17 protein-coding genes are annotated in these 24,571 nt (G+C 69.1%); 4 read left to right on the top strand and 13 right to left on the bottom strand.

Features of this window, described 5'->3' with window-relative positions; all coding sequences use genetic code 11:
• Positions 1 to 2: 2 nt before the first annotated feature.
• The 4 genes from B5X90_RS07870 to B5X90_RS07885 form a co-directional block, all read right to left on the bottom strand.
• Positions 3 to 1,310: a SufS family cysteine desulfurase gene (locus B5X90_RS07870; protein WP_079551642.1), complete on the bottom strand. Its 1,308-nt coding sequence runs from the start codon at positions 1,308 to 1,310 to the stop codon at positions 3 to 5.
• A 93-nt stretch (positions 1,311 to 1,403) separates the two neighbouring features.
• Positions 1,404 to 2,954, bottom strand: a complete 1,551-nt coding sequence (locus B5X90_RS07875; protein ID WP_079551645.1) for a glycerophosphodiester phosphodiesterase — start codon at positions 2,952 to 2,954, stop codon at positions 1,404 to 1,406.
• Positions 2,951 to 4,306, bottom strand: a complete 1,356-nt coding sequence (locus tag B5X90_RS07880) for an O-antigen ligase family protein (protein WP_079551647.1) — start codon at positions 4,304 to 4,306, stop codon at positions 2,951 to 2,953. Before B5X90_RS07880 ends, B5X90_RS07875 begins: the two co-directional genes overlap by 4 nt.
• A 56-nt stretch (positions 4,307 to 4,362) precedes the next feature.
• A complete protein-coding gene (locus B5X90_RS07885) occupies positions 4,363 to 5,790 on the bottom strand; it encodes a polysaccharide biosynthesis tyrosine autokinase (protein ID WP_179129079.1) in 1,428 nt (475 codons plus the stop codon).
• Between the two features lie 478 nt (positions 5,791 to 6,268).
• On the opposite strand from B5X90_RS07885, the gene B5X90_RS07890 reads away from it, so the two are divergent.
• The 4 genes from B5X90_RS07890 (at position 6,269) to B5X90_RS07905 (ending at position 11,456) form a co-directional block, all read left to right on the top strand.
• Positions 6,269 to 7,429, top strand: a complete 1,161-nt coding sequence (locus tag B5X90_RS07890) for a glycosyltransferase family 4 protein (protein ID WP_079551651.1) — start codon at positions 6,269 to 6,271, stop codon at positions 7,427 to 7,429.
• On the top strand, positions 7,426 to 8,940 hold the full coding sequence (locus B5X90_RS07895; RefSeq protein WP_079551653.1) for a lipopolysaccharide biosynthesis protein: 1,515 nt from the start codon (positions 7,426 to 7,428) through the stop codon (positions 8,938 to 8,940). The genes B5X90_RS07890 and B5X90_RS07895 overlap by 4 nt, the downstream gene beginning before the upstream one ends.
• Positions 8,933 to 9,988 carry a glycosyltransferase family 2 protein gene (locus B5X90_RS07900; RefSeq protein WP_079551655.1) on the top strand — a complete coding sequence of 352 codons (1,056 nt, stop codon included), beginning with the start codon at positions 8,933 to 8,935 and terminating at the stop codon, positions 9,986 to 9,988. Before B5X90_RS07895 ends, B5X90_RS07900 begins: the two co-directional genes overlap by 8 nt.
• Positions 9,989 to 10,403: 415 nt before the next feature.
• On the top strand, positions 10,404 to 11,456 hold the full coding sequence (locus B5X90_RS07905; protein ID WP_079551657.1) for a right-handed parallel beta-helix repeat-containing protein: 1,053 nt from the start codon (positions 10,404 to 10,406) through the stop codon (positions 11,454 to 11,456).
• Between the two features lie 72 nt (positions 11,457 to 11,528).
• Here the strand turns inward: B5X90_RS07905 and B5X90_RS07910 are convergent, their stop codons facing one another.
• From B5X90_RS07910 to B5X90_RS07950, 9 genes are all read right to left on the bottom strand, one after another.
• Positions 11,529 to 13,175: a hypothetical protein gene (locus B5X90_RS07910; RefSeq protein WP_079551660.1), complete on the bottom strand. Its 1,647-nt coding sequence runs from the start codon at positions 13,173 to 13,175 to the stop codon at positions 11,529 to 11,531.
• A 199-nt stretch (positions 13,176 to 13,374) separates the two neighbouring features.
• Positions 13,375 to 16,020 (bottom strand): PKD domain-containing protein, encoded by a 2,646-nt coding sequence (locus tag B5X90_RS07915; RefSeq protein WP_079551662.1) that lies wholly within the window; start codon positions 16,018 to 16,020, stop codon positions 13,375 to 13,377.
• Between the two features lie 144 nt (positions 16,021 to 16,164).
• Complete coding sequence (locus tag B5X90_RS07920; protein WP_143264681.1) at positions 16,165 to 16,596, bottom strand: hypothetical protein; 432 nt, start codon at positions 16,594 to 16,596, stop codon at positions 16,165 to 16,167.
• Positions 16,593 to 17,162: a hypothetical protein gene (locus B5X90_RS07925; RefSeq protein ID WP_079551667.1), complete on the bottom strand. Its 570-nt coding sequence runs from the start codon at positions 17,160 to 17,162 to the stop codon at positions 16,593 to 16,595. Before B5X90_RS07925 ends, B5X90_RS07920 begins: the two co-directional genes overlap by 4 nt.
• Before the next feature lie 22 nt (positions 17,163 to 17,184).
• Positions 17,185 to 20,748: a PKD domain-containing protein gene (locus B5X90_RS07930; RefSeq protein WP_079551669.1), complete on the bottom strand. Its 3,564-nt coding sequence runs from the start codon at positions 20,746 to 20,748 to the stop codon at positions 17,185 to 17,187.
• A 100-nt stretch (positions 20,749 to 20,848) separates the two neighbouring features.
• A complete protein-coding gene (locus B5X90_RS07935; protein ID WP_079551672.1) occupies positions 20,849 to 21,790 on the bottom strand; it encodes a hypothetical protein in 942 nt (313 codons plus the stop codon).
• Complete coding sequence (locus B5X90_RS07940; protein WP_079551673.1) at positions 21,787 to 22,599, bottom strand: hypothetical protein; 813 nt, start codon at positions 22,597 to 22,599, stop codon at positions 21,787 to 21,789. The genes B5X90_RS07935 and B5X90_RS07940 overlap by 4 nt, the downstream gene beginning before the upstream one ends.
• Entirely contained in the window at positions 22,596 to 23,393 is a 798-nt protein-coding gene (locus B5X90_RS07945; protein WP_079551674.1) for a CDP-alcohol phosphatidyltransferase family protein, read from the bottom strand. Before B5X90_RS07945 ends, B5X90_RS07940 begins: the two co-directional genes overlap by 4 nt.
• Positions 23,390 to 24,568 carry a DUF1972 domain-containing protein gene (locus tag B5X90_RS07950; RefSeq protein ID WP_372702880.1) on the bottom strand — a complete coding sequence of 393 codons (1,179 nt, stop codon included), beginning with the start codon at positions 24,566 to 24,568 and terminating at the stop codon, positions 23,390 to 23,392. Before B5X90_RS07950 ends, B5X90_RS07945 begins: the two co-directional genes overlap by 4 nt.
• Between the last annotated feature and the right edge of the window lie 3 nt (positions 24,569 to 24,571).

A 24,571-nucleotide genomic window follows, 5' to 3' on the forward strand; every position in this document is an offset into this window, starting at 1 on the left:
TCCTAGGCTTGGAAGTAGGCACGGACATCGGCGGCCGCGTTTAGGAACGCGTCCACATCGTCCGTGGTGTTGTAAAGATACGTGCTGGCGCGCGTCGTCGCCGCCAGCCCGAGCCTCCGGTGCAGCGGCTGGGCGCAGTGGTGGCCGACCCGCACGGCGATGCCCCGGCTGTCCAGGAACTGGCCGACGTCGTGCGCGTGGACGCCGGCGACGTCGAACGCCGCCAGGCCAATGCGTTCCAGTCCCGCCGCGGGGCCCAGCACCCGGAGTCCGGGGATGGATTCCAGACCGCGCACGAGGCGCTGGCCGAGTTCGGCCTCCCAGGCGTGAATGCGGTCCATCCCGGTTTCGCTGAGGTAGTTCACCGCCGCGGCCAGTGCGACCGCCTGCGAAATGCGCTGGGTGCCGGCCTCGAAGCGTTGCGGGCTCGGCAGGAATCCGGCCCGTTCCATCGTGACGGTGGTGATCATGGACCCGCCCGTCAGGAACGGCGGCATCGCGTTGAGCAGTTCCGAGCGGCCATAGAGGGCGCCGATTCCGGTGGGGCCGAGCATTTTGTGGCCGGAGAACACCGCGAAGTCGACGTCGAGCGCCTTGACGTCCAGAGGCAGGTGCGGCGCGGACTGGCAGGCGTCGAGCACCACGAGGGCCCCCGCGGACCGGGCCAGGGCCACCAGGGCGGCTACCGGGTTGATGGTGCCCAGGACATTGGACGCGTGGGTGAACGCCAGGACGCGGGTGCGCGGGCCGATGATGCCGGCGGCGGCCTCCAGGTCCAGGGCGCCGGCGTCGTTGATCGGGATGAACTTCACGACGGCGCCTGTCCGGGCCGCCAGCTCCTGCCAGGGGATCAGGTTGGCATGGTGTTCCATCTCCGTGACGACGAGTTCGTCGCCCGGGGCCAGGGCGAACCGGGCCGCTTCGGGTCCGGCGCCGGGCAGGGAAGCGTTGAGGAAAGAATAGGTGAGCAGGTTCAGGCCCTCCGTGGCGTTGGAGGTCCAGATCAGCTCATCCCACTCGGCCCCGACAAAGTCGGCGACCGTTTCCCGGGCGTTTTCGAATGCCTCGGTGGCCTCGACGGCGAGGTGGTGCGCCCCGCGGTGGACCGCGGAGTTCCGCTGCTCATAGAATTCCTGCTCGGCCTCGAGCACGCTCAGCGGGTTCTGCGAAGTGGCCCCTGAGTCCAGGTAGACGAGCGGGAAGCCGTTGACGTGCTGTTGCAGGATCGGGAAATCGTTGCGGATCCTCAGGACCTCCTCGTTTCCCAGGGCGGCGGCAGAGCGGCGGAGGTGGGCTGGGGTGGCAACCATGGCGGGGGACTCCTGGATCGGCGTTCGCTGCGGCGTGCCCCGTGCCGCCCGGAAAGCAAGCGGCGCGAAATACGTCACACAGATTAAACCTAATTATCCCACGTTCCCGCAGCCCTCCTGCGCGGCCACCGCGCGGACCCGCACACCGCGGAACTCGACGGGAGGTCCGGCGTCGTAATTCTTCAGCAGGGTCAGCCATGCTCCGCCGTAGCGGGTGTCGTCGGCAGCGACATTCGCGCCGTCTCCATCCCCGTCCCGGCGGACGCTGATGTGCCACGGTCCCAGGGACACCACGAACTTCATCCACTCCCCGGGCCGCGGCGCCGGGCTGCCGGACCCCGCGAGCCGGACCGGGGCTGGGGTCCCGGCGTCGTGCCGGTAGAGGGTCATGGTGCCGTCCGCGGTGACGTCCAGGGAATAGCCGGACAGTTTCGAGGCGGACCCCGGACGATAGGGCGCATCGGAGTCCTGGCCAAAGGACACCCCCGCGCCCGGGCCGGCCGGCGGGAGCCCGGCCGGCCAGCGCAGCTCGAACTCGAACTCCCGGTCCGGGGAATCGACCGCCCCGGCTATGGAGCCCAGCACGTAGCCGGACTTGTCCGGGCCGGAGATGCTGACGGCCCCGTCGGCAAATGCCGGTTGCGCATCCCAGACGGCGTCGGCGGCCCACGGCAGGTCGCCGGTTGCACGGAGTCCGGCCGCGAAGCCGTCTGCCACCAGCGGTTCCTCCTGATGCAGGACGTAGCGGATGTTGGCGCAAATGAAGCCGCGCACGCCCAAGTCCAGCAGGCGGGCGTGCTCGCTGCGCCGGTGCAGCTCCCAAGCGAGGACCGGCTTGCCGGAGGCGACCATCTGGCGGATCATCGCCTCCGGCGCGGTGTGGTGGACGCCAAGCAGGTCCGTCCGCCCGATGAGTCCGGGCACCTTGTCCTTGTCCCGCGCTACGAAGTAGCCGAAGGTGGTGTAGCCCTTGGCCGCGGCGAGCTCGTGTCCCCGCGAGGCAGCCGGCTGCTTCCACACCACATGGTCCCGGGCCGCGGGATAGGCCTCCAGCAGGGCCAGGATTTCGTCGGCGTTGGTCCCGGGTTTGTCCTCGAGGAAGATCACGTGGCTGGCGGCGAAGGCGTCCAGGACGTCTGTGAGGAGCGCGATGGGTTCCAGCGGGGTGGCCGGGCCGAGCCATGCCCGGGCGTCGTTGCGCAGCGGCTCCAGCGCCGCGTAGGGCGCCCGGGCGATGGTCAGGTCGATGCCGGTCAGCCGCTGGGTGTTTAGATCGTGGTGGCAGACCAGCACGCCGTCCTGCGTGGCGGAAACCGACACCTCGATCGCCTTCAGCCCCGCGGCCGCCGCACCCTGGTAGGCACGCATCGTGTGCTCCGGCCAGTTGTCCCCGGAGCCCCGGTGCGCGACGAAGAACGACGGCGCTGCCAGCAGGTTGGCGACCGTGAAGGGTCCCTTATCCCCGGGGGCTGCGACGGCGCCCGCTGTGACGAACTCCTTGGCTGCGGCCGCCGCCGTGACGCTTGCGGGCCGCGGCCGGGCAATGGCCCCCGCCGCGGGGGTTCCGGGGCAGGACGAGCAGCCGGCCACGCCCAGCACAGCCCCAGCGGCGGCGAACCCCAAGAACTGCCGCCGGGCGATCATGGCGATCCTCTGCCCGGCACGTTCGCGGGGGCGGCTGGGGCCTTCGCAGGGGCGGCGGCCTTCGCGGCGGCCTGTTTGGCGGCGAACGCTTGGGCGGGTGCTTTGGCGGGCGCGGAATCACCGCGCCGCGCCTCGTCGGCCGCGATGACCACCATGGCCAGGACCGTCCAGATGACGATGCCGCCGGCGGACCGCGTTGCCAGGGAGCTGTACGTCTGCGGTATGACAAGCGCCATGATCCCGGCCAGGGTCAGGCCGGGGTATCCGCTCCTCATGCCGCGGAACACCAGCACGGCCATGGCCCCGAAGTAGAGCACGGCGAACAGGAGGCCGAAGTCGATGCCGTACATCAGGATCGGATTCTCGAAGCTCGTTTGCAGCCCGGCCTGGACCGCCACACGGTAGCTGGAACCGATCCCCTGGCCGGCCACGGTATATTCGTTCCAGCGGCTCAGGAAGTACTCCAGGGCAAGGCCGCGCGCCTCGCTGGACCCGGTGTCGTCGGCCACCCGCGCTGCCACCCCGGCCACCAGCGGGGACGTCATGATGGCAGTGCCCACTCCCGTCATGACCAGGAGCATGGCGGCCTTGACCCAGACAGGCCTCCGGGTAAAGAGCACCACCACTATGGTTGCCACGGCCAGGGCCACGAGTCCCACACGGGATTGCGAAATCAGCACCGCCACGGCCATGAGTCCCAACAGCCCGGCCTGCAGCCACTGGCGTGTCAGGCCTGCCACCAGCGGCGCCGCAACACTGACAACGAGGGACAGGGCGAGCGGCTGGTCCAGCGTCCCCATCCAGCGCCCGGAGTCCCTGGCGAACCAGTACTGGGTCTTGAACCCCGACTCGTAAAACAGGACGCTGCCCGTCAGCCACTGTGCGACAGCCACGGCACAGGCGAGCGCCACGAGGGCCAAGAGCACGGAACGCAGCATCTGCACGAGTCCCCCGCCGCGAACGGCTTCGGCGAGCAGCAGCAGGAAGAACAGCACCGGCACCACTATCTGGTCCACCAACAGCACCATTCCGCCGCCGTTGCCGGAGGTCGACGTGGCCAGGAACGCCGCCCCGATGACCAAGACAAGGACCAGGAACAGCAGGAAATGTCGGCCCACGACCATCCTGATGCTGGCCGGATCGTGGAACAGGCGCACCAGGAAAATGGAGAGCACCAGCCAGGTTGCGGGATGGACGGACAGGGGGCCGGAGGAAACGCCGGTGAGCGTCGCGGATCCTATCGCCGGCACCAGCAACCACAGGCCCAGGACCGCAGCCAATGGCACCCTGGCGCGCTGACGGAAGAGGAAGGCTGCCGCGAGACACACCCCGGCCCAGGCCGCCAGCTGCATTTAGGCCACCCGGCCGGGATTCAGGATCCGGCTGGGAACCACGACGCCGTCCATGTTCACCTCCGGCTGGCAGAGTGCTTGACCGGCGCCGGTTCCGCGGGCACCACCGGGGCCGTCACCTTGGCGCGTTGGCCCTTGCGGAGCTTCGTCCGAGGCTGCTTGCGCCCTTCGGACAAGCGCAACGGAAGGGCGTTCAGCACTGCCCCCGCCACCGTGGCTTTGACTAGTTCCAGATTCCGCAAGGACGCGCCCAGCAGTTCGCGTGTCACGTTCTGGTATCTGACCACCAGCACCGTTGAGTCCGCCTGCACCGCCAGCAAGGCGGCGTCGCTGAACGGCTGCATGGCCGGCGCGTCGAGGATGACGCGGCTGTAGCTGCCCCGCATATCGCCCAGCGCTGCCGTCATGGCCTGGCTTGCCAAGAGTTCGGTGGGGTTCTCGGGAACCGCGCCCGCGGCCACAATATGGAGGCGGTCACTCGCCGTTTTCTGGATGACACCGGACAGTCCCGACCGGCCGGCGAGGACTGCGGCCAGACCCATGGAGTTGCCGAGTTTGAGTTCTGAAGCCAGCCGGGGACGGCGCAGGTCCGTCTCCACTAGCAGGACCTTCTCCCCCGCCTCTGCCCAGGTCCGGGCCAGCATGAGTGCCACGGTGGTCTTGCCCTCCCCTGCCCGTGCCGAGGTAATGAGCACGACGCCGGATGCCGGCAGCACGGGAATATGGTCCATGTTGGTGCGGAGCCGGCGCGCCGCCTCATCGAGCAGCGAGGCCGCGCGGTGTTCTAGGACGCCGGAGAACTTGCGCGCCTCCGCACTGGCGGGAATGCGGGCCAGCAGCGGCAGCCCGGACGCGTCTTCGACCTCTTCGGGGGTCCGCAGCGTGTGATCCGTCATCCGGCGGGCGACGGCGATGGCGATGCCGGCGCCCAGGCCAAGCAGCGCGCCAAGGCCAAGGTTCAAGGAAAGCCGGGGGGAAACAGGTTCCGTCTCGTCGGTGGGTCCGGCCACCACATTCAGGACGGTCTTCCCGCCGCCGCTCTGGGTCCGGCCGGCTTCGACGTCATCCAGCGCCGAGTTGAGGCCGGAGACGATCTGGCGTGCGATCGCGAGGGATTTGGCCTGGTCCGGCAGGCTGACGACCACCGTCAACATCAGGGTCTCCTGATCCGCCGAGGCGCTGATGCTCTGCGCGATGTCCGCTGCCGACAGGCCGGTAGAACTGGTGTCGACGAGGTTTTCCACAAACTTGTCGCTCTTGACCAGGCTCGCGTAGGAGGCGATGCGTCCCCGCGACAGTTCGAGGGACTGCAGGGCCGACTGTCCGGTTGCCGGCGGTGACACCACGTAAAACTTGACGGTGCTTTGATACACCGGCGTTGCCCTCTCTGTCACGCCCCAGGCAACCGCGACGCCCGCCAGCACGCACACAAGCACTATCAGCCAGCCCCGCGCAATCGCGCGTCCGTACTCAGACAGTTCCAAGCGAACCCCCATGCGGCCACCACGCCGTGCCTGCAGCGGCACGGTCCTTCATGGTCCCTGACGCACCATTATTGACTGCGACCGTGCCGTGCGGAAGCTTTTTGGTTCTGTGACTTTGGGGCCGGTCCCGGCGCTCACGCCTCCCGATGCCACCGCGAGGTCAGCGCTGCCGGCGGACGGCCGTGCCTTCGGGCTTGAATCCTAGCCAAATTCCGGCACCGGCCGTAGTCTTTCTCTAAGCTAGGGCGGGCCGTCAGGTCCGGCAACAGTTTTTGGGTTTCTTTTGGGTGTCAGGGCCGGGAATCACGTCGTGGCCTCAGGCCCTGGCAGCAGGTCTCAGCAGCAGGTCTCAGTGGCGGGGTTCGAGCAACGGGCCCCGGGGCCACGCCCGGTGGCCGGACCGGCGTTCATGCGTCAGCAGCGGCCCCGGTCCCGTTCGGGGTTGCCTTCAGCCGCGGTACCGGATCGAGGGGGCACGATGAAGACTGACGGGGAGCAATTCTCGGTACTGGTGGCGCACCCCAGCGCAGATCTCTACGGCTCCGACCGGGTGCTGCTGGAAACGATTGAGGGGCTGCACCGCAGCGGTGCGCGCGTCCTGGTGGCATTGCCGTCGTCGGGGCCGCTCGTGGCGGAACTCAAGCGCCGGGGCGCCGCGGTCATTCTGTCGCCCACCCCGGTGCTGCGCAAGAGCCTGCTCACTCCAGCGGGCCTGACGAAGCTCGCGGCCACGTCCGTGCATGGGTTGCTTCGGAGCATAGGGGTGATCCGGGGCGCGCGGCCCGACGTCATTCTGGCGAACACCGTCACTGTCCCGCTGTGGACGGCCGCGGGACGGCTGACGGGGGTCCCGGTGGTCACCCACGTCCATGAGGCGGAGGCCAACGCGCCGCGGGCCCTCCGCGCGGCCCTGGCCCTGCCGCTCCTGCTCTCCCGCGGCATCCTGACGAACAGCCAGTTCAGTTCGGACACCCTGGCCTCTGCGCTGCCGGCGCTCCAGGCCCGCTCACGAGTGCTTTACAACGGTGTCCCCGGGCCTGCCGAGCCGGTCCCGCCCCGGCCGGATCTCCAAGGGGGACTCCGTATCCTGTACGTCGGGCGGTTGTCCCACCGCAAGGGCGTGGACGTGGCCATCGACGCCCTGCTGCGGCTCCGCAGCGACGGCGTGCCGGCCCGCCTGTCCGTGGTCGGGGCGGTCTTCCCCGGCTACGAGGACTACGAGGCCGGCCTCCGCAACCAGGTGCAAGCCCACGGTGCCGAAGACCACGTCACGTTCCACGGATTCCAGAACGTGGTCTGGCCGTTCCTTGCCGACGCCGACGTCGTCGTGGTGCCCTCCCGGCTCGACGAGCCGTTCGGCAACACGGCCGTCGAGGCTGTGCTGGCTTCCCGGCCTGTCATCGTCAGCAACACCTCGGGCCTGCGGGAGGCCGCAGCCGGTTACCGTTCGGCGCAGTTCGTCGAACCCGGTGATCCCGCTGAGCTCGCAGATGCACTCGCCCGCGTCGCCGGCCGGTGGCAGCACTACCAGTCCAGCGCCAGGCTCGACGCCGCCGAAGCGGGCAGCAGGCACAGTCCTGAACGCTACGGGACCCTCATGACCGGGTATCTGGCGCAGGCTGCGGGCAGACTGCTGTGACCGGCAGCCCTGCCCCCGATGCAGCCACAGTACCGGCCGAGCGTCCCCAAACGGCTCGAGGCGTCCGGTGGAGCTTCGGCGCAGTGCTGGCCCGGCAGGGATTCCAGATGCTTTGCGCCGTGGTTCTGGCCCGGATCCTGGGGCCGCAGAGCTACGGAGTCATCGCGGCCGCCACCGTGTACATCAGCCTGGTGGCTCTGCTGCTGGACCAGGGCCTCTCCGCGGCGCTCGTCCAGCGGCCGGACGTTACGCGCCGCATGGCTGGCGCCACCGCCACGCTGAACATCCTCGTGGCGGTCCTGCTCGCCGTGGCGACATGGTTCGCCGCTCCCTGGATCGCCCAGTTCTTCGGCGTAGCCGAGCTTGAGCCGATCCTGCGGCTGCTGGCTCTGGCTATCCCGGTCAAAGCCCTGGCCATCGCGCCGCGGGCCATGCTGTCCCGGAACCTGGCACTCCACAAGGTCGGCGCGGCGGACATTGCGGCGGCCGCCGCGGGCAGCGCGGCCGGGATCGGCGCGGCGCTTGCCGGTGCCGGCCCGTGGTCCATGGTGTATCAGGTGGTCGCCACCGACCTCGTCTGCAGCTCGTTGTTGCTGGCAGCCGGCCCGGGCCCTGTCCCCAATTTTGCCTTCCGGACCGTGGCGCCCCTGTTCCGGTTCAGCTTCAGCATCTTTGCCACCGACTGCCTGGCCTACTTCTCGCGGAACCTGGACAACATCCTGGTGGGCCGGGTGCTCGGCGTCGCCGCCCTCTCCCTGTACGGGATGGCCTACCGCATCCTCGTCATCCCGGTCCAGTTGATTGGCCAGACCGTCAACCGGGTCATGTTTCCGGCATTTTCCCGCGCGGCCGGCAGCCCGGAGAAGGTGGCCGCCAGCCTTGTGTCCGCGACCCGGCTGCTGGCGATCTCCGCGGTCCCGCTGATGGTCTTCGTGGCCTGCGCCGCACCCGAGCTTGTGGGCCTGGTCCTGGGCCCCGAGTGGCTGCCCGCAGCCGGGCTCGTCAGCGTGCTCGCCATCGGGGGCGCACGCGAAACCGTCTTCTATGTCACCCCCTCCCTGATGAAGGGCCTGGGGCAGAGCGGGGTGATAGTCAGGTACGAGATCCTGGCCGCCGTCGTGCAGGTGGGCGGTATCGTGGTCGGCCTCCAGTTCGGTGTCCTGGGTGTCGCCGTCGGATACTCCGCTGCCGGCTTCGTGCTCACCCCCGTGATCCTGCGCATCCAGTCCCGGTTGACGGGCGTGACGGCGATGACGCAGCTGGCGGCCATCTTCCCGGCAGTCCACGCCGCTGCATGGGGGGCGGCCGGATACTGGGCGTTGTCCCTGGCCTCCGTGCACGGCCCGTGGCACCTGTTCGGCGGGTTGGCGCTCTATGCAGCCCTCGCCCTCGCCGCGCTGCGGGTTTTCCACCGGCGCATGCTCTCCGGCTATGTCGAGCAGGCGCGGGCACTCATTGGACGGCCTGCCCCACGGCAAGTCCCCACGACAACGAGAGGTCAGAATGACTGACATCACTCATCCCAGCGTCCGCCCCTCCGGCGGCGAACCCGCCGTCGGGATCCCGGCGGGCGGCCTCGTCATTGCGGTGCTGACCTACCGCCGGCCGGAGGACATCGCCCTGGCGCTGCCCCGGCTGGCGGCCCAGGCCGGACCCGGGCAGGGAAGTCCCGGGAAGGAATATCGAGTCGGGTCCGGGGCTCCGCGGACGGACCTGCCCACGGACCTCCCGACTACAGTGCTGGTGATAGACAACGACCCCGAGGCGAGCGCCCGCCCCATCGTGGAAGGGCTCGCCGGCACGCTCCGGCCGGGGCTGGTCCGGTACGTCCACGAGCCGAAGCCCGGCATCGCGGCGGCGCGGAACCGAGCCCTGCGCGAGGCGGCGTCGAGTGCGCTGCTGGTCTTCATCGACGACGACGAAGTACCGTCGGAGCGGTGGCTGGAGCAGCTCGTGGACCTGCAGCGCTCCAGCGGCGCCGCCGCCGTTGTTGGTCCGGTTATCAGCGAATACGAATACGAGCCGGAGCCCTGGATCGAAGCCGGAGGGTTCTTCAACCGCCGCAGGCTCGCCACCGGAACCCGGCTGGACGTGGCTGCGACCAACAACCTGCTCCTGGACCTGCAGCAGGTCCGGGCGCTGCGGCTCGGGTTTGATGAACGCTTCGGCCTCAGCGGCGGCTCGGACACGCTCTTCACCCGGCAACTGGTCCAGCGCGGCGGATCCATGCTGTGGTGCGACGAGGCCATGGTGGTGGACCGCGTTCCGTCCTCACGGCTCACCCGCAGCTGGGTTTTGCGCCGCGCCCTTCGCAGCGGCAACTCCGCGGCCCGTGTCGGCTTGGAACTTGCCGCAGGCCCGACCGCCCGGCTGCGCGCCAGAGGCGTGTCCCTCGGTTCCGGCTCAGTCCGGCTGGCCGGCGGAACCGCGCGCCTGGCGGCGGGCCTCATCAGCGGCTCGGTGCAGCAGCAGGCGCGGGGAATGCGGACCGCCGCCCGGGGCCTGGGCATGGCGTCCGGAGCCTTCGGCTATGTCTACAGCGAGTACCGCAGAAAATAATTTCACGGCCGTTTCACTGTCTCCGGGGACACTGGTCCGGAAGGCCGGATTCACGGGGATTTTTGTGGCGTGTCGCAAGCGACGCGCCCGGGCGTGATCAAGTTGGAATGTCGCGGGGGTCGGTGATACCAATTTGCAACATCGCGGGGACCTCGACTAGCGTGTCTGCACAGAAGCCGGGGTCGGGGAACACCTCCCGGGAAGTCAGCCGCGAGCGCGACGGGTCCGCCCGTGCCTCGCCCGGGCCTAGTCACCTAGGCCTCAAGAACACAATTGGCGCTGACGCAGCACCAAGCACCATACCGGCGCGGTCTCCACGCCGCCGGCAGACAGGCCCGAGCGGGCCTCCCGCCAGTTCCGCTATGTCCCTGCGATTCCCCGTGCCCGGAGAGCAAGACAAAAGAGGTTTGACACTATGGCCATTGGCACGAAGAAAGTCCAGCGCAAGAACGCCCGCGCAACGTATGCCGCGGGCGCTGCGGCAGTGACAATCACTGCCCTCGCCCTGTCCGCGGCACCGGCTGTCCAGGCTGCGCCAGCAATGGCGCCCGCAGCGCTGACGGTTGGGTCCTACAAACCGAGTGCGTCGACCACCGGCGTCCCCGCCGGAACGGTGCTGAAGCCCTACAACACCTCGGGCGCGGACCTCATCATCACCACGGATGGCACGGTCCTGAACGGCCTGGACATTTACGGCGACATCAAGGTCCGGGCCAAGAACGTAGTTATCAAGAACAGCCGGCTGCACGGCGGCAAGGCGATCCCGAAGGCCAACACCGGCGTCGTCGACGCCAACAGCGCCGCCGTTGTCAACCTTGTGGTCCAGGACAGCACGATTGTCCCGGACAAGCCGTCCTACTACCGCGACGGCATCGTCGGCCACGACTACACCGCGCGGCGGAACCACATCCAGGGCACCAACGACGGTCTGGGCATCTTCAACCGCCCGGGTGGTCCCGTGACTGCGAACGTGACGGCCGAAGCCAACTACATCCACGGGCTGACCTACTGGTCCTACGATCCCGCCCACAGCGACGGCACGCACAACGACGGCATCCAGGTCCAGGGCGGCCAGAACATCCGCATCGCCGGCAACAACGTCGTGGCCAACTCCACTCCCGGCGCCGGCAGCGCGCCGAGCCCGCGCGGCACGCACGCGGGCACGGGCATCATGCTGCAACAGAACGTTGCCAAGCTCGCCAACGTCGTGGTCGACATGAACTGGGTGGATGACGGCCAGTCCTCCATCAACATCGACAACGGCAAATACTCGAACATCACGGTCACGCTCTCGAACAACAAGCTCGGCCGCAACCAGTTCGATTTCGGCAGTGGCTCGAAGTACCCCGTCCGGGTTGTCAGCCGCGCCGCAAGCACCGTGGCGGGCCTGACCACCAGCAACCACTGGGCCGACACCCAGGGGCTGCTGGTGGAAGGCAAGACCGGCGGCATCCGCTACAACTACTAACAGCCATCTGCCGGGGCGCAGGACGGGCCGGGTCCAGAATGGATCCGGCCCGTCCTGCGCCCAACGTGTGCGTCATTTGGCCTTCAGGCTCACCGCCAGGGACGTACTGGCATTGCCGAACGAATCGGCGGCCACCACCTTGTATTCATGGGTGGTGCCGGGCGGCACCGAGTCGAGTTGCGTCATCGTGGGCCGATACCAGAACCGGGACGAGACCGTCCGGGTATTGATGACGGTCCCGTCCCGGTACAGCTTGTAGGTAAGCCTTGAGGTGTCACGGTCCCAGTTCGCCTGCCAGCTGATGTTGATCGTGCCGGGCGACGTCGATGACAGCACCGGATTCGTGGACGCGGCCGCGGACCTGGGGCCTTCCTTGTTCGGGGCGATGCTGCTGACGGCAAAGCGTGCCAGCCCCTGCTGCCCGCGCAGGTTGACGCTAAGGAATTCGCCGCCCATCACCACGTACTGATCGTTTCCGGCAACGGTCCACGGGCCCTGGTTCTGGCCCGTGGCCGTCCCGGTGTCCATGTCCGGGAACCACACCAGCAGCGTCGGCATGGGCTGGCCGACGAAGCTCGGAAACCGGGCACTGGGCCGGGTCAGGGTCCCGGTCGCCGCCTTGCTGTAGGCGAGCGCCCGGTGCCAGGACCGGGGATCGGATTCCGGGAAGCCATCGATCTTCCCGCAGTCATGCGAGTGCCCCGCCTTGTAGACAGCCGTGCTGCTGGCAAAGGTGCTGTAAGAGTCGCCACGGCAGTCATCGATCCACTTGATGGCGAGGTTGGACCAGTTCGCGGCAAAGGATCCCTCAAGGTTCCCGGTGCCTCCGCTGTCAACCAGGATAAATGCCGTCCCGTACCAGCTTGTCCCGTCGCTCGAGAGCGAGGTGATGGCCGCGTACGTGCCGGCGTTGCGCACGACATTGTTGGCCGGCGTGGGCAGGTTCTTTCCGCCGATTGCATCCACGGCGCCCAGGCCAAAGCCCGGCTCACTGCTGCCGTTGAGCGTAGTGAAGGACCCGCCGACCACCACCTTGCTGCGGTCAGGGGCGAGGGCCAGGGCGTTGACCTGTCCGCCTCCGGCCGCGGGCTTCCATGCCAGCAGGCTGCCGTCGGAAGCGCGGACCGCCGCCAACCTCGATCTCGCGGCGGAGCCCACTGCGGTGAACGTGCCGCCCACAAAGACCGTGTCCGGCGTGGCCGCGATCGCCCGGACCGACCCCGACATCGGCGGCGCCCAGCCGGGAATGACGGCCCCGGTCCCCGGGTCGAGGGCCACAACCTTCCGCACTGCCTGGCCGTTGGCCTGGGTGAAGTCGCCGCCCACATAGAGCCGTTTGTGGTCCGGGGAAGCCGTCACCGCCAGGGCCTGGGCGTTGAGGGACGCCGTAAAACCGGTGATGAGCTTACCCGTGCTCAGGCTGAACGCCAGGATGTTTTTCCGGGGCGTCGTTTGGGTTCCGGCCGGGGCGCCGGCGGGACGGGCAGTATTGAATTTCCCCACCGCGAACACCCGGTCTCCGATGACAGCCTGCTGCCACACCACCCCGTCAACCTGGACCGTCGGCAGCGAATCCGCCGTCACCGTAACAGGGCTCGACGGCAGGCTCGGGTCGGCCGGCGCTGAGTCCGCGGTGGCGCCCGGGACGGCCGCAAGGGCCAGGGCTGTGACCAGCGCAGCACTGGCCCCGGCCCTCCAGGCCCGGGCAGCGGGCGGCAAACCGGGCCGCCATCGACGGAAACGGGGACCGTTCCGGGGCGATATTCCATGGGGATGAAGCGCAGTCGCGCCCCCAGACTTCCAGGACATCAGGGTCCTCCATAGCTCAGCATCGTCTTTCTATGAGTAACTTTCAGTGACTTGCCCGGTTGCGGCTGCCTGTTCCCGGCATTTCTGCTTTTGCGTCCCAACCGCCCCGTCAGATGGGCCGCACATCGAGGTTGTCGAACCCTGCCAGCACCGGCGCGTTGGTCGCGGAACTGGAGAGGTAGGACAGCAGCCCCACGGCTCCCTCGCCCTGCAGGCCCGCAGCAGAGTCGGCGGCCGTAACACTCCACGGTTCCGGCTCCGCTGTTCCCGTTCGCCAGGTTTTCGCCCGGAGCGTGGTGGGCGAGGCTCCGGCGACTTCGACCCTCAGCTGCAGCTCCTGTCCGGCCGCGAGCGTGATTCCGGGAATGAATTGCCCGAGCATGGTCTCCGCGCCGCCGGCGAGCCGGGTCAGCTGGAGGGTGGTGGCTCCGTTGGCCGCCACCTTGATCTTGCCGCGGTATTCGGCCGTGCCCACACGCCGTCCGACCACACCGAGGTAGGAGCCTCCGCCGTTGCCGATCTTGTCCAGCGACACCGTCACGAGCGAGTTGCTGGCGGCAGTCAGGACCGACGGCAGGAATGCTGAGGGGCCCCGGCCTGCGGCCAGGTTCATGGTTCCTTGCCCTCCGCCGACCGAGAAGAACGACGCCGAGCCGTTCAGCGACCATGCTCCGCCGGTGTCCGCTGTTCCCCAGCCTGAGGCCAGCGTCCGGCCAAAGGCATCCTGCGCCAGGACCCCGCCGGAGCTGACCGTCACATCGTGGTTGGTGGTGCCGGTGGCCCCGCTGTTGTCCGTCACGCTCAGTGTCACGGTGTAGGTGCCGGCGGCCGCGTAGCTGTGCGACGCCGTGACGCCGGTGCCGGTGCCACCGTCGCCGAAGGCCCACGAGTAGCCCGTAATAGTGCCGTCGAGGTCCGAGGACGCGGAGGCGTCGACGCTCACCGTCAGCCCGGTGGTGCCGATTGTGAAGGCGGCCGTCGGCGGCGTGCCGGTGGAGCCCGCGATGGTGATGCTGCGGCTGTCTCCAGTGACGGTGTTGCCCAGCGGATCCCGCACGGCGATCCTGTAGCTGTGCGCACCGGCCGTCAGTCCGGCGTCGTCGAACACCAGGGCCGGGCGCTGCCAGAACGTGGACTGCGCGGTGACGGTGTGCACAGGGACGGGGTTTCCGTCGCGCAAAACGGAGTAACTCAGGTTCGAGTTGTCGCGGTCCCAATTGGCCTGCCACTGCACCCGGACCTGCCTGGCGCCGGGGCTGGACAGGGTCGGTACAAAGGCGGCGCCGGTAACGCGAGGGCCCTGCAGGTTCGGCGCCGCATCCCTGCGCGCAAACCGGGCCAGGCCCTGTTGCGGCTGCTGGTTGACGTTGCGGAACTCCCCCACCATCGCTACATACGTGTCGTTGCCGGTCACGGCCCAGGGGCCCTGGCTTTGGCCGCTGGCAGTTCCGGTGTCCATGTCCGGGAACCAGTTCAACAGCGACGGCGCGGGCTGCCCGGTGAAGGACGGGTAGCCGAGCGGATCCCGCACCAGGGTCCCCGTGGCGCCCTTGCCGAAGGCGACCGCACGGTGCCAGACCCGCGGGGTGACCTCAGGGAAGCCGCCCAGGTTGCCGCAGTAGTGCGGGTGCCCGGCGACATACACCGCGGTGTCAGTGGCGAAGGCACCATAGGAATCGCCGTGGCAGTCCTCCACCCACTTGATCCGTCCGTCGGACCAGTTGGCCGCGAAAGCTCCCTCCAGGTTGCCGCCCGTGCCGAAAATGTAGCCGGTGCCGTAGAAGGCTGTGCCGTCTGTGGACAGCGACAACACTGCCGAATCCGTTCCGGCGTCGCGGACCACGTCGTTGGCCTGCAGGGGCAGGTTGGCGCCGTTGAGCGCGTCCACCATGCCGAGTCCGTACCCCGGTCGGTTCGAGCTGTTCAGGGTGGTGAACGCGCCGCCGACCACCACGCGGGATCCCTCGGGAGAGAGGGCCAGGGCGTTGACCCTGCCGCTCGCGGCCACCGGCGCCCACGGCAACAGCGCACCGTCCGCGGCGCTGACGGCCGCGAGCCGGGAGCGGGACGCGGTTCCGACGCCCGTGAAGGTGCCTCCCATCCACACGGCCCCGCCCGATGCCGTGATGGCCCGGACTGTGGCGTTCATCCTCGGCGCAAACGAACCGATCAGGGCTCCTGTCACGGGGTCCAGGGCGGCGGCCCGCAAGCGCTGCACGCCGTTGACGGACGTGAAATCCCCGCCGATATACAGCCGGGATCCGTCCGGCGACGGCGCGACGGCGAGCGCCTGGGCATTCAGGACGGGCGCGAAGCCGGTGATGAGCCGTCCCGTGGTGATGTCAAAGGCCAGGATGTTGGCCCGGGCGCTCAACTGCGTGCCTGGGGCGGCTCCGGAGGGGCGGGCGTTGCTGAACTTGCCGACCACATAGACAGTGTTGCCGATCACGGCCGATTGCCACGCCACGCCGTCGTGCTGGGCGGTGGGGAGGCTGTCCGCCGTGACCGTCACGGGGGTCCTCGGGTCGTTCGGGTCAAGCGGAGCGGAATCGGTGACGCCGACGGGCGCCCACACGAGCACCGAGGCGACGAAGAGGGCCAGCGCAGCGGCCACGGCACCAGCCAGGGCAGCGGCGCGGCGGACGGGCCGACGTGTGGAGGAGCGGGAACGCCCTAGGGCGCCCGGGCCGCCGGCGCCGGGCTCCGCTGTGGTTGTTGATCCGGTTCCGGTCTCGGCTTCTGTTCGCCATGTCATGGCATGATCCCTTCATCTTCGATTACGGGTATCCCTCCTCAGCCCGGGCCGCCCCGCGATTAAGTCCTCAGTTAAGCCGCACATCGAAATCGTCAAACTTGGCCTGCAGCGGCGCGTTGCCCACTGTGCTCCACAGAAACGACATCAGCCCGACCGACCCAGTGCCTTGAGGGAGGCTGAGCCATCGCCGGCGGTCAGAAGCCAAGTTGCCGGTTCGGTGGCCCCGTCCCGCCAGACCTTCTCCTGGAGAGCAGCCGGCGCGGCGCCGGTCACGGTCATCCGCAGCCGGAGCTGGTCCCCGGCGGCCACCGTCAGGCCGGGAACCGTGATGATCTGCAGGGTGGTTTCCGTGCCGCCCACCAGCTTTGTCAGGTACAGGCTCGCGCTCCCGGACGAGGAGATCTTGAGTTTGGCCCGGTACTCGTCCGGGCCCGCCTGCCGCCCGATGATGCCGAGGAACATGCCGCCGCCGCTGGCGACCTTGTCCGTCGAGGCCTTGACCCTGACATCTGTGGCCTGGGCTGTGACCCCGGACAGATAGGCCAGGCGCTGGACGCCTGCCGCTCCCAGCGTCATGGCACCCACCCCCGAGCCCACGGGATAGTTGCCCGCACCGCCAGCGACCGTCCAGGCCCCTCCGGTGTCCGCCGCGCCCCAGCCCGAAGCAACCCGTTGACAGTGGTGAAGTCACCGCCGACGTAGATCCGCGAGCCGTCCGGCGATGCGGCGATGCTGGACGCCTGCGCGTTCAACGCGGGGGCAAACGGAAGCAGCTCTCCGGTGGTGAGGTTGTAGGCCAGGATATTGCGGCGGACAACGGTGTTGGTCCCTGCCGACGAGCCCGCCGGCCGGGCGGTGCCGGAGCTCCCGGCCACGTAGACGGTGTTGCCGACCACCACGTGCTGCCAGACGACGCCGTCGATCTGGACAGTCGGGAGCCCATCCGCCGTCACCGTGGCCGGGTTGGCGGGTTCGGCCGGCTCCGGCGGGGCGCTCCCCGCCGCCGCCGGGGCCACGGCCGCCAGCCCCAGGGAGAGTGCGAGTGCCGAAGCCACGAGGGCCGCCACGACCTTTTGCAGCGGCCGTCGCGGAGCCGGGCCGGGGCCCTGCGCCCGTCCCTGCAGCGTCTTCAGCATCGTCATGGCCTCCCCCAGGTCCCTAGGCCTACGGAATCTTCACGGCGAAGGTGTCAAAGCGCAACACCACCGGGAAGTTTGTGGACGATCCCGAGAGGTAGCCGACCAGTCCTGCGCCACCGGCCACTTGGAGACCTGCCGTCGAGTCGCTCGCGTTCAGCTGCCACGCTGCCGGTTCGGCTGCTGATGCCCGCCAGACCTTCGCGCTGAGCGCCGTCGGTGCCGTGCCGGTCAGGCTGAGCCGGATGATCACGGGATCGTTGGCGGCCATGGTCAAACCGGCAATGGCCAGCGGCCCGGCAATCGTCGTCTCGGCGTTGTTGATGACACGCGTGAGGTACAGGGACACGGCGCCGTTGCTTCCGACCTTGATCTTGGCCCGGTAGTCGTTGTTGTTCGCCCGCCGGCCCAGCAGCGAGGCGAACATGCCGCCGCCGTCGGCGATCTTGTCCGCGGAGACCATGACAGTTCCGTCGAAGGCTGCGGTGGACACCGCGTTCAGGAACCCGCTCCGGCTGGCTCCGGCGGCCCCAAGGGTCACGGCACCGGAACCGTTGTTCACGGCGAAGTTGGTGTTGCCTCCCGATAGCGTCCAGGCTCCCCCGGTTTCCGCCGTCCCGAACCCTCCTGTGACGGTGCGCCCGAAAGTATCCGCGGCGACCACAGTGTCGGACGCCGGGGCCGTGACGGTGACCGCTTGGCTCACGGTGCCGGTGGCGCCGTCGTCGTCGGTCACCGTCAGGGTCACGGTGTAGCTCCCGCCGGTGGCGTACGTGTGCGACGCCGTCGGCCCGGTCCCGGTGCTTGCGTCACCGAAGTCCCAGGCGTAGCCGGCGATGGTCCCGTCCGAATCCGAGGACCCGGAGCCGCTGAAGGACACGGCAAGGTTGCTGGCGGCCGGGGTGAACGCCGCCGTCGGTGCCACGTTTGCCGGCGGGGCCACCACGGTCACGGAATGGACGACGTCTGCGGTGTTTCCGGTGTTGTCCGTCACCGTCAGCCGGACTGTGTAGGTGCCGCCTGCCGCATACGTGTGCTGCGCCGTGACGCCGGTGCCGGTGCCGCCGTCGCCGAAGTCCCAGGCGTAAGCGGCGATGGGTCCGTTGGCGTCGGAGGACGTGATACCGTCCACCGATGCCGTGAGTCCCCCGGCCGTTGACGTGAACGCGGCAACCGGAGGCGCGGGAGGGGCGTTGACGGTGCGGCCCGAGGCCACGAAGTGCGCCTGCACCCGGGACAGCGGGAGGACCGATGGGTAGATGGCGACGTCGTCAATCTGGCCGTTCAGGTAGCGGCTCGTAGGTCGGCTGGGCCAGCTGGTCAGGTTGTCGCCGCCGATGCGCCAGAAACCGTCGATCGGCCACGCGGATGTGGTGTCGGTGCGATTGGCCGCCAGGACGCCGTCGAGGAACAGTTGCATCCCGTTAGGACCAAGGGTAGCCACAACGTGGTGCCACTGGTTGTCGTTGAACGTTTTGGTGGTGTTGACGGTGAACCGGGCACCGGTTCCGCTGCCGCCGGTCGGGCGGACTCCGAAGAAAAGCCGCCCGGTGTTGTCCATGTACACATTGCGGTCGAAGTCCGCCGACACGCCCGTCTGCGAATTGCCGTAGCCGATGATCTCGCCACCCTGCTTGGTGCCGGTCCGGAACCAGGCCTCGGTGCTGAACACCTGCGGCCTGATAGAGAGCGTCGGGCTGCTGGCCACGGAATCGGTGGTCGCGTTGAAGGTGGCGGCGGTGTCCGAGTCTCCCGTGACCGCGCCGGCGGCACCGAAGCTGACGCCGGGCCGGATGATCAGGTCGTCCTTGCCCGCGAGGTCCACGCCGGTGGCCCCGCCGGTTTCGCCGAGGCGCCAGTAGTTGCCGGGCTTGTCGGCCAGCACCTGCTGTGCGTAGCTCCCCGGTGCTGTGACCGAGCCCGGAACCGTGATGGTGACGGTCTCGCTGCGGGCCTCGTTGCCGAAGGCATCCCGGGCGAAGATGCGGTAACCGTAGCTCTGCCCGGCGGTCAGGCCGGTGTCCAGGAACGTCAGGCCGGTCCGCCTCCAGAAGGTGGAGGCCTGGCTGACGGTGGAGATGACGGCGCCGTTGCGGCGCACCTCATAGGTGAGGTTCTCGTTGTCCTGGTCCCAGTTGGCCTGCCAACGGACCCGCACCGTACCGGCGGCCGGGCTGGAGAGTGTCGGGTTGAAGTTCACGCCGCTCAGCCGTGGCCCGCGCAGGTTCGGCGAGAGGCCGGTGCGCGGGAACCGGGTCAGTCCCTGCTGGGGCTGGTTGTTGATGGTGGTGAATTCGCCGGCCATCACGATGTAGTCGGCGTTGCCGGCCACCGTCCAAGCGCCCTGGTCCTGGCCCGTGAAGGTGCCGGCGTCCAGGATCGGGAACCAGTTCAGCAGCGACGGGGCCGGGGTCCCGGCGAAGTTAGTGTAGCCGTGATTTTCGGCGGTCACCGTGCCCGTGGCCGCCTTGCTGAAGGCGATGCCGCGGTTGAACTGCCAGGGTTCGGCCTGCGGGAAGGCTCCGATGTTACCGCAGAAGTGCGCGTGGCCGGCGAGGTAGATCGCATCCCCCAGGGGCTGGATCGAATACGTGTCGCCGTGGCAGTCCTCGAGCCAGGTGGTGGAGTCGTCCGCCCATTTGACGGAGAACATTCCCTCCAGCGTGCTGCTGCGGCCAAAGGTGTAGCCGGCGCCGTAGACGTTGACGCCGTCGGTGGCAAGCGTGGTGATGGCGCCGGTGGTGCCGCCGTTGCGGGCGATGCTGTTCATCTGGAAGGGCTGCAGGGCGCCAAGGGACGTGTCCACCTTGGCCACGCCGTAGCCGGGGTTGCTGGAGCCGTTGATGGACGTGAAGGCACCGCCCACCACCATGCTGGCGCCGTCCGGGGACAGCGCCAGGGCGTTGACCCGGCCGCCCAGGGCGACCGGGTTCCAGGGCAGGAGCGCGGCGTTGGAGGCGCTCACCGCGGCGAGCTTGTCACGGGTGACGGAGCCGACGGCGTTGAACAGGCCGCCGAGGTACACTGTGGTGGAAGTTGCCACGATCGAGCGGACCGACGCGGACATGCGGGGCAGGAAGCTGGTGATGAGGGCCCCGGTGGTGGGGTTCAAGGCTACGGCCCGCCACACGGTGGAGCCGTTGTAGCTGGTAAACGCGCCGCCGACGTACAGGCGGGATCCGTCGGGGGACGCTGCCAGCGCCGTCACCTCGCCGTTGAAGCTCGGCGTGAAGGTGGCCAGCAGTTCACCGGTGGTGAGGTTGTAGGCCAGGATGTTGTTCCGGGTGACGGTTCCGGTGCCTGCGGTGGCGCCGGCCGGCCGTGCCTCGGTGAAATTGCCGCCGACGAACACCGTGTTGCCGATGATCGCCTGAGCCCAGGCGACGCCGTTGATCTGGGCCGTGGGCAGGCCGTCGGCGGAGACGGTCACCGGGGTGGCCGGGCTGGCGGGATCCGCGGGGGCGGTATCCGCCGCGGCGGGCTGGCTGCCGACCAGCCCCAGGGACAGTGCGACGGCGGCGGCCAGCAGCAGCGCCAGCAGCTTTCGCGCGCCCTTCAGTACAGTGGTGCAGGCAGTGGTGTGGGCGGGCATAGTTGTAGCCGGTGCCGTCGTCGGTGCCCGGCCGGCGGGCGGCCGCGGCCCTCTCCCCCGAGCGCTCCCCAGCGTTGCGTTCCTGAGCATTTTTGTCCCCTTAGTTCAGTTGATGACTGGCCGCGCTGGCACCCAGCAAGGCCACATCCTCGGCCGAAAAGAGGCCTCGAATGCAGTGATCGTTTTGGTTATCTCCCACGTTCGTACTCATGAGGCTCTGGGCTTGGCTGCCAGGGATGATCGGGAAGTGCCGGGGCACCGGTCCGATCTGGCGCACCGGAATACCGGCGCGCAGGGCCACCCACTTCAGCCAGATATCATCCGCCCGCGGGCACGAGTCCAGGAAGCCTTCCCCGCGCAGCCGCAGCTCCTCGAGCATCGCCGGAGGGTAGATGACGCCGGATACACCGGTGGCGAAGTTCGCCGGCCGTACGGCGCTGTCACGGGCTCTCGCCCAGCTCGCGTAGCCGGCCACCTGGTCTTCCTCGACCCCCATGATGCTGACCCAGTGCGCGCTCACGGCGCCGGGGTGGCGCTCGCCGGCGTCCACCAGCAGAGCCAGCCATTTGGGCGGGTAGACAATGTCGTCGTCGGCCGTCACGAGCGGCACGGTGTGCCGTGGCGTGGACATGACGTAGGGGTAGTACTTGGTGTGCGGTCCGTAGTTCCGCTGTCCGTAGGTGGACGGGCCGTCATCGGATGCGGCCCTGATTTCCAGGCCGCGGCGTTCGAGGCGCCGCAGCGACGCCGGGCACGCCGCGACGTCGTCGGGCGTATCAAGCCACAGCACGAGCCGTTGCGGCCGCAACGTGCCGCGGGCTATCGATTCGATCCCGATCGACACCGTGCCGATCCGGTCGCCGTGGGTGGTCAGGGACACCACGACGCCGGCGGATCCGGTGACGGGCCCGCGGGCCGCCAGGTTGCGGACCCGCAGGTACGCCACAGCACAGGTGGCCCGCAGCCGTTTGCCCAGCTTGCGCGCCCGCCGGACCGCGCGGCGGGGAGCGGAGACCGGGCGCCGGCCCGATGCCGGCGTCATGGTTTGTTCCCGGCCGGGGCACGGCCGGCGAACGTCGCAATGGGCGTCTCGGCTTCCAGGTTGAAGTGGATCTTCACGGTGTCCCGTGCGTCGAGCGGCACGGCGAAGATGAACACCCCGACGCCGGTGGCACCGGGCGCGACGCTGGCCGGGAAGGCCACCGGGTCCGGCCCGCTGAGCTGGCTCGCCGGGGCATCGTCCTTGCCGTAGCTGACGTCCACGAGCGCCCGATCAAGCCCGAGCGGCGCCGCGGTAGTGTTGACCACGCTGACCTTGAACCGCACAGCGGGTCCGGCCACTTCACCGATGCCGGTTGCCACGCCCTGGACCGCCGTCATGTCCGTGATGGTCGCCGACACGCCACCTTTGACGGCCTTCTTGGCAGTCAGCTCCACCGGGGCGGCGGTGGGCTGCGCGATCGCCGCGAGCTCCTGGTCGGACTTGCCCTTGCGGTCAACGGGGGCCGGGTTGACCTCCGGCAGCCCGGACGGTTTCGCCGCCGACCGTGCGCCGGTGGCGGCCGGGTCCAGCGTTGCGGAGCTGGCACCCGGGTCCGGCGTCCCGGAGCCCGTCTGGGCGGCATTGGGGCTGGCCGGGTCAGGGCTGGGGGTGCCAGGCTGGGCGGAGGCGCCGGCCGTGCTGTCCGGCTGGGCTTCCTGAGCGTTCCCGGCGGTGTGGTTAAGCCCCGAAGCCCATGCGACGCCGCCAACAGCCAGGAGCGCGGAGACTCCGAGCGACGTCGCCACCAGGCGGGTGCGGTGACTGGGCTTCCGGCGCTTGTCCGCGGGGGTGTTGGGCTGCATGGTCATCGCGGGCCTCCCTGCGTGACGGGCTGTTCGGCCGGACGGGTTAGCGGCTGGGAGGCCGAGAGTTCACGGAACCACTTCACTGACGCCAAGACCAGGAACCCGGCAGTGGCAGCGAAGATCAGCGTGTAGACGGTGAGGAACACCGGCAGAACGCCGTAGCTGAGGAAGGACAGGCAGAGGACGCCGTAGTCCATCGGGACCACCAGCAGCGAACGGATCCAGGACCGGCCGCCGGGGTCCGCCACGGATACCCGTCCGCTCTGGCGCCGGAGTTGTTCGGTCAGGATCATGCCGAAGAACAGGACCGCGGACACGATCGCCGCGCCCAGGGGTACCAGGAGCCACCACCGGTCCACGGCGCCAAAGCGGTAGAGTCCGACGGCGAGCCCCAGCGGCATCGTGGAGGTCTTGACGGCGTCGACCATGTGGTCCAGCCACTCCCCCGCGGGCGAACCGCCGCCCCACATCCTGGCCACCTGGCCGTCGGCCGAATCACAGGCGTAGCCTGCCACAAGGCACAGCGCCACCGCGATGCCCAGCGCACCGGAGGGCGGGAAGATTATCAGCAGCGCGATCCCGGCGAAGGTAAACGCCGCACTGACGGCGGTCACCGCGTTCGGGCTCAGCCCTGCCCGCATAGCGGCCGCAGCCAGGAGCCGTCCCAGCCGGCGGTTGATGTAGCGCGAATACGCCGGTGCGCTGCGCGCGGCGGCTTTCTGGCCTGCTGCCAGGGCCCTCACGGTGTCCCAATAGCCTGCGGCGGCACGTTCGCCGTGCGGATCGACGGCGGTCATTGTCCGGCTCCCAGGCTCTGCTGGGCCGAGGCCGGGGGCAAGGCCGACGGCCGCCGGTAGGCGCCGCGGGCCGAAGGCACGCGCAGGCGGGCGAGGTCGTGGCAGAGCTCCTCATAGCCGTCGGTAACGAGGTCCCAGTTGTAGCGGTGCGCGATCAGCCGGGCTTGCTCTCCCCGCGCGGCCACATTGGAGTCGGGACCCTCGGCGTCCGCGACTAGGCCGGCGACATCCTGCGGGTCCGAAAAATACCGGCCGGAGTGTTCCAAGACTTCACGGTTGAAGCTGACGTCGAACGCGTTGGTCGCCGTTCCGGAGCCGATGGCCCGCAGGAGCGAGGGGTTTGTTCCGCCAACCGAGTGGCCGTGCCAGTACACGAGTGCGTTGGCGTACAGCTGGTCGAGCAGATCCTGGTCCCAGATCCCGCCGACGAAGCGGACCCGGGCGTCGGCGAGGGCGTGGACGGCGTTTGTGTAGCGGTTCGAGTACGGGGCCGAACCCACGACGATTAGCGGCAGCCGCGACCCGCTCCGGACGAACCCGTCCACAATCATGTGGACGTGGTTCTCCGGCTCGAAGCGGGCCACCACCAGGTGGTAGCCCTGCGGCGCGAGGTCCAGCTGCCCGAGCTTGTCCGCGTTGCCTTCGGCCAGCAGCGGTGCGCCGTACGCGAGGTAGACAGTGTCGGCGTCGAATTTTTGCCGGTAGTAGGCCTGGATCCCGACGGCATCGGCGATCAGCGCGTCCGAGAGCTTGACGGCGAGCCGTTCCACGCCCCGGTAGTAGTTCTGGCCGCCTTTGCCCCACTTGGCGCGTTTCCACTCCAGCCCGTCGACGTGGGTGGCCACCGGAATGCCCGCCGCCCGGAAGGCCGGCAGGTATGGCGCGTTGGCGGCGTTGAAGAGGATTGCCGCGTCCGGCCGGTGTCGGAGCAGGTGGGCGACCGAGAGACCGGTATGGCTCAGCGTCTCCAGGGACCGTTTGCGCATCGCCGGGAGGTGGACCAGTTCCATGCCCAGGTGCTCGGAGAGCTTGTCCGTGCCGTCCCCGGCGTCGCGGCAGTAGACGGTGATGCGGTGGCCGCGTTGCACCAGGCGCTGGCCGATTTCCTCGATCGCGGTTTCAAAGCCGCCGTAGCGGGCCGGGACGCCACGCGTCCCCACCATGGCGACGTGCAGGCC

It is taken from the genome of Arthrobacter sp. 49Tsu3.1M3 (genome assembly GCF_900168135.1).
Classification (GTDB): Bacteria; Actinomycetota; Actinomycetes; order Actinomycetales; family Micrococcaceae; genus Arthrobacter.

Coding starts and splice junctions, on each gene's coding strand:
- B5X90_RS07890 (WP_079551651.1), top strand. CDS start 6,269: ATGAAGACTGACGGGGAGCAATTCTCGGTACTGGTGGCGCACCCCAGC.
- B5X90_RS07875 (WP_079551645.1), bottom strand. CDS start 2,954: ATGATCGCCCGGCGGCAGTTCTTGGGGTTCGCCGCCGCTGGGGCTGTG.
- B5X90_RS07930 (WP_079551669.1), bottom strand. CDS start 20,748: ATGCCCGCCCACACCACTGCCTGCACCACTGTACTGAAGGGCGCGCGA.
- B5X90_RS07920 (WP_143264681.1), bottom strand. CDS start 16,596: ATGACGCTGGGAGCGGCAGGCGTCCAGCGCCTGGCCTATCTGTCCGGG.
- B5X90_RS07880 (WP_079551647.1), bottom strand. CDS start 4,306: ATGCAGCTGGCGGCCTGGGCCGGGGTGTGTCTCGCGGCAGCCTTCCTC.
- B5X90_RS07870 (WP_079551642.1), bottom strand. CDS start 1,310: ATGGTTGCCACCCCAGCCCACCTCCGCCGCTCTGCCGCCGCCCTGGGA.
- B5X90_RS07940 (WP_079551673.1), bottom strand. CDS start 22,599: ATGACCATGCAGCCCAACACCCCCGCGGACAAGCGCCGGAAGCCCAGT.
- B5X90_RS07900 (WP_079551655.1), top strand. CDS start 8,933: ATGACTGACATCACTCATCCCAGCGTCCGCCCCTCCGGCGGCGAACCC.
- B5X90_RS07905 (WP_079551657.1), top strand. CDS start 10,404: ATGGCCATTGGCACGAAGAAAGTCCAGCGCAAGAACGCCCGCGCAACG.
- B5X90_RS07935 (WP_079551672.1), bottom strand. CDS start 21,790: ATGACGCCGGCATCGGGCCGGCGCCCGGTCTCCGCTCCCCGCCGCGCG.
- B5X90_RS07925 (WP_079551667.1), bottom strand. CDS start 17,162: ATGACGATGCTGAAGACGCTGCAGGGACGGGCGCAGGGCCCCGGCCCG.
- B5X90_RS07915 (WP_079551662.1), bottom strand. CDS start 16,020: ATGACATGGCGAACAGAAGCCGAGACCGGAACCGGATCAACAACCACA.
- B5X90_RS07945 (WP_079551674.1), bottom strand. CDS start 23,393: ATGACCGCCGTCGATCCGCACGGCGAACGTGCCGCCGCAGGCTATTGG.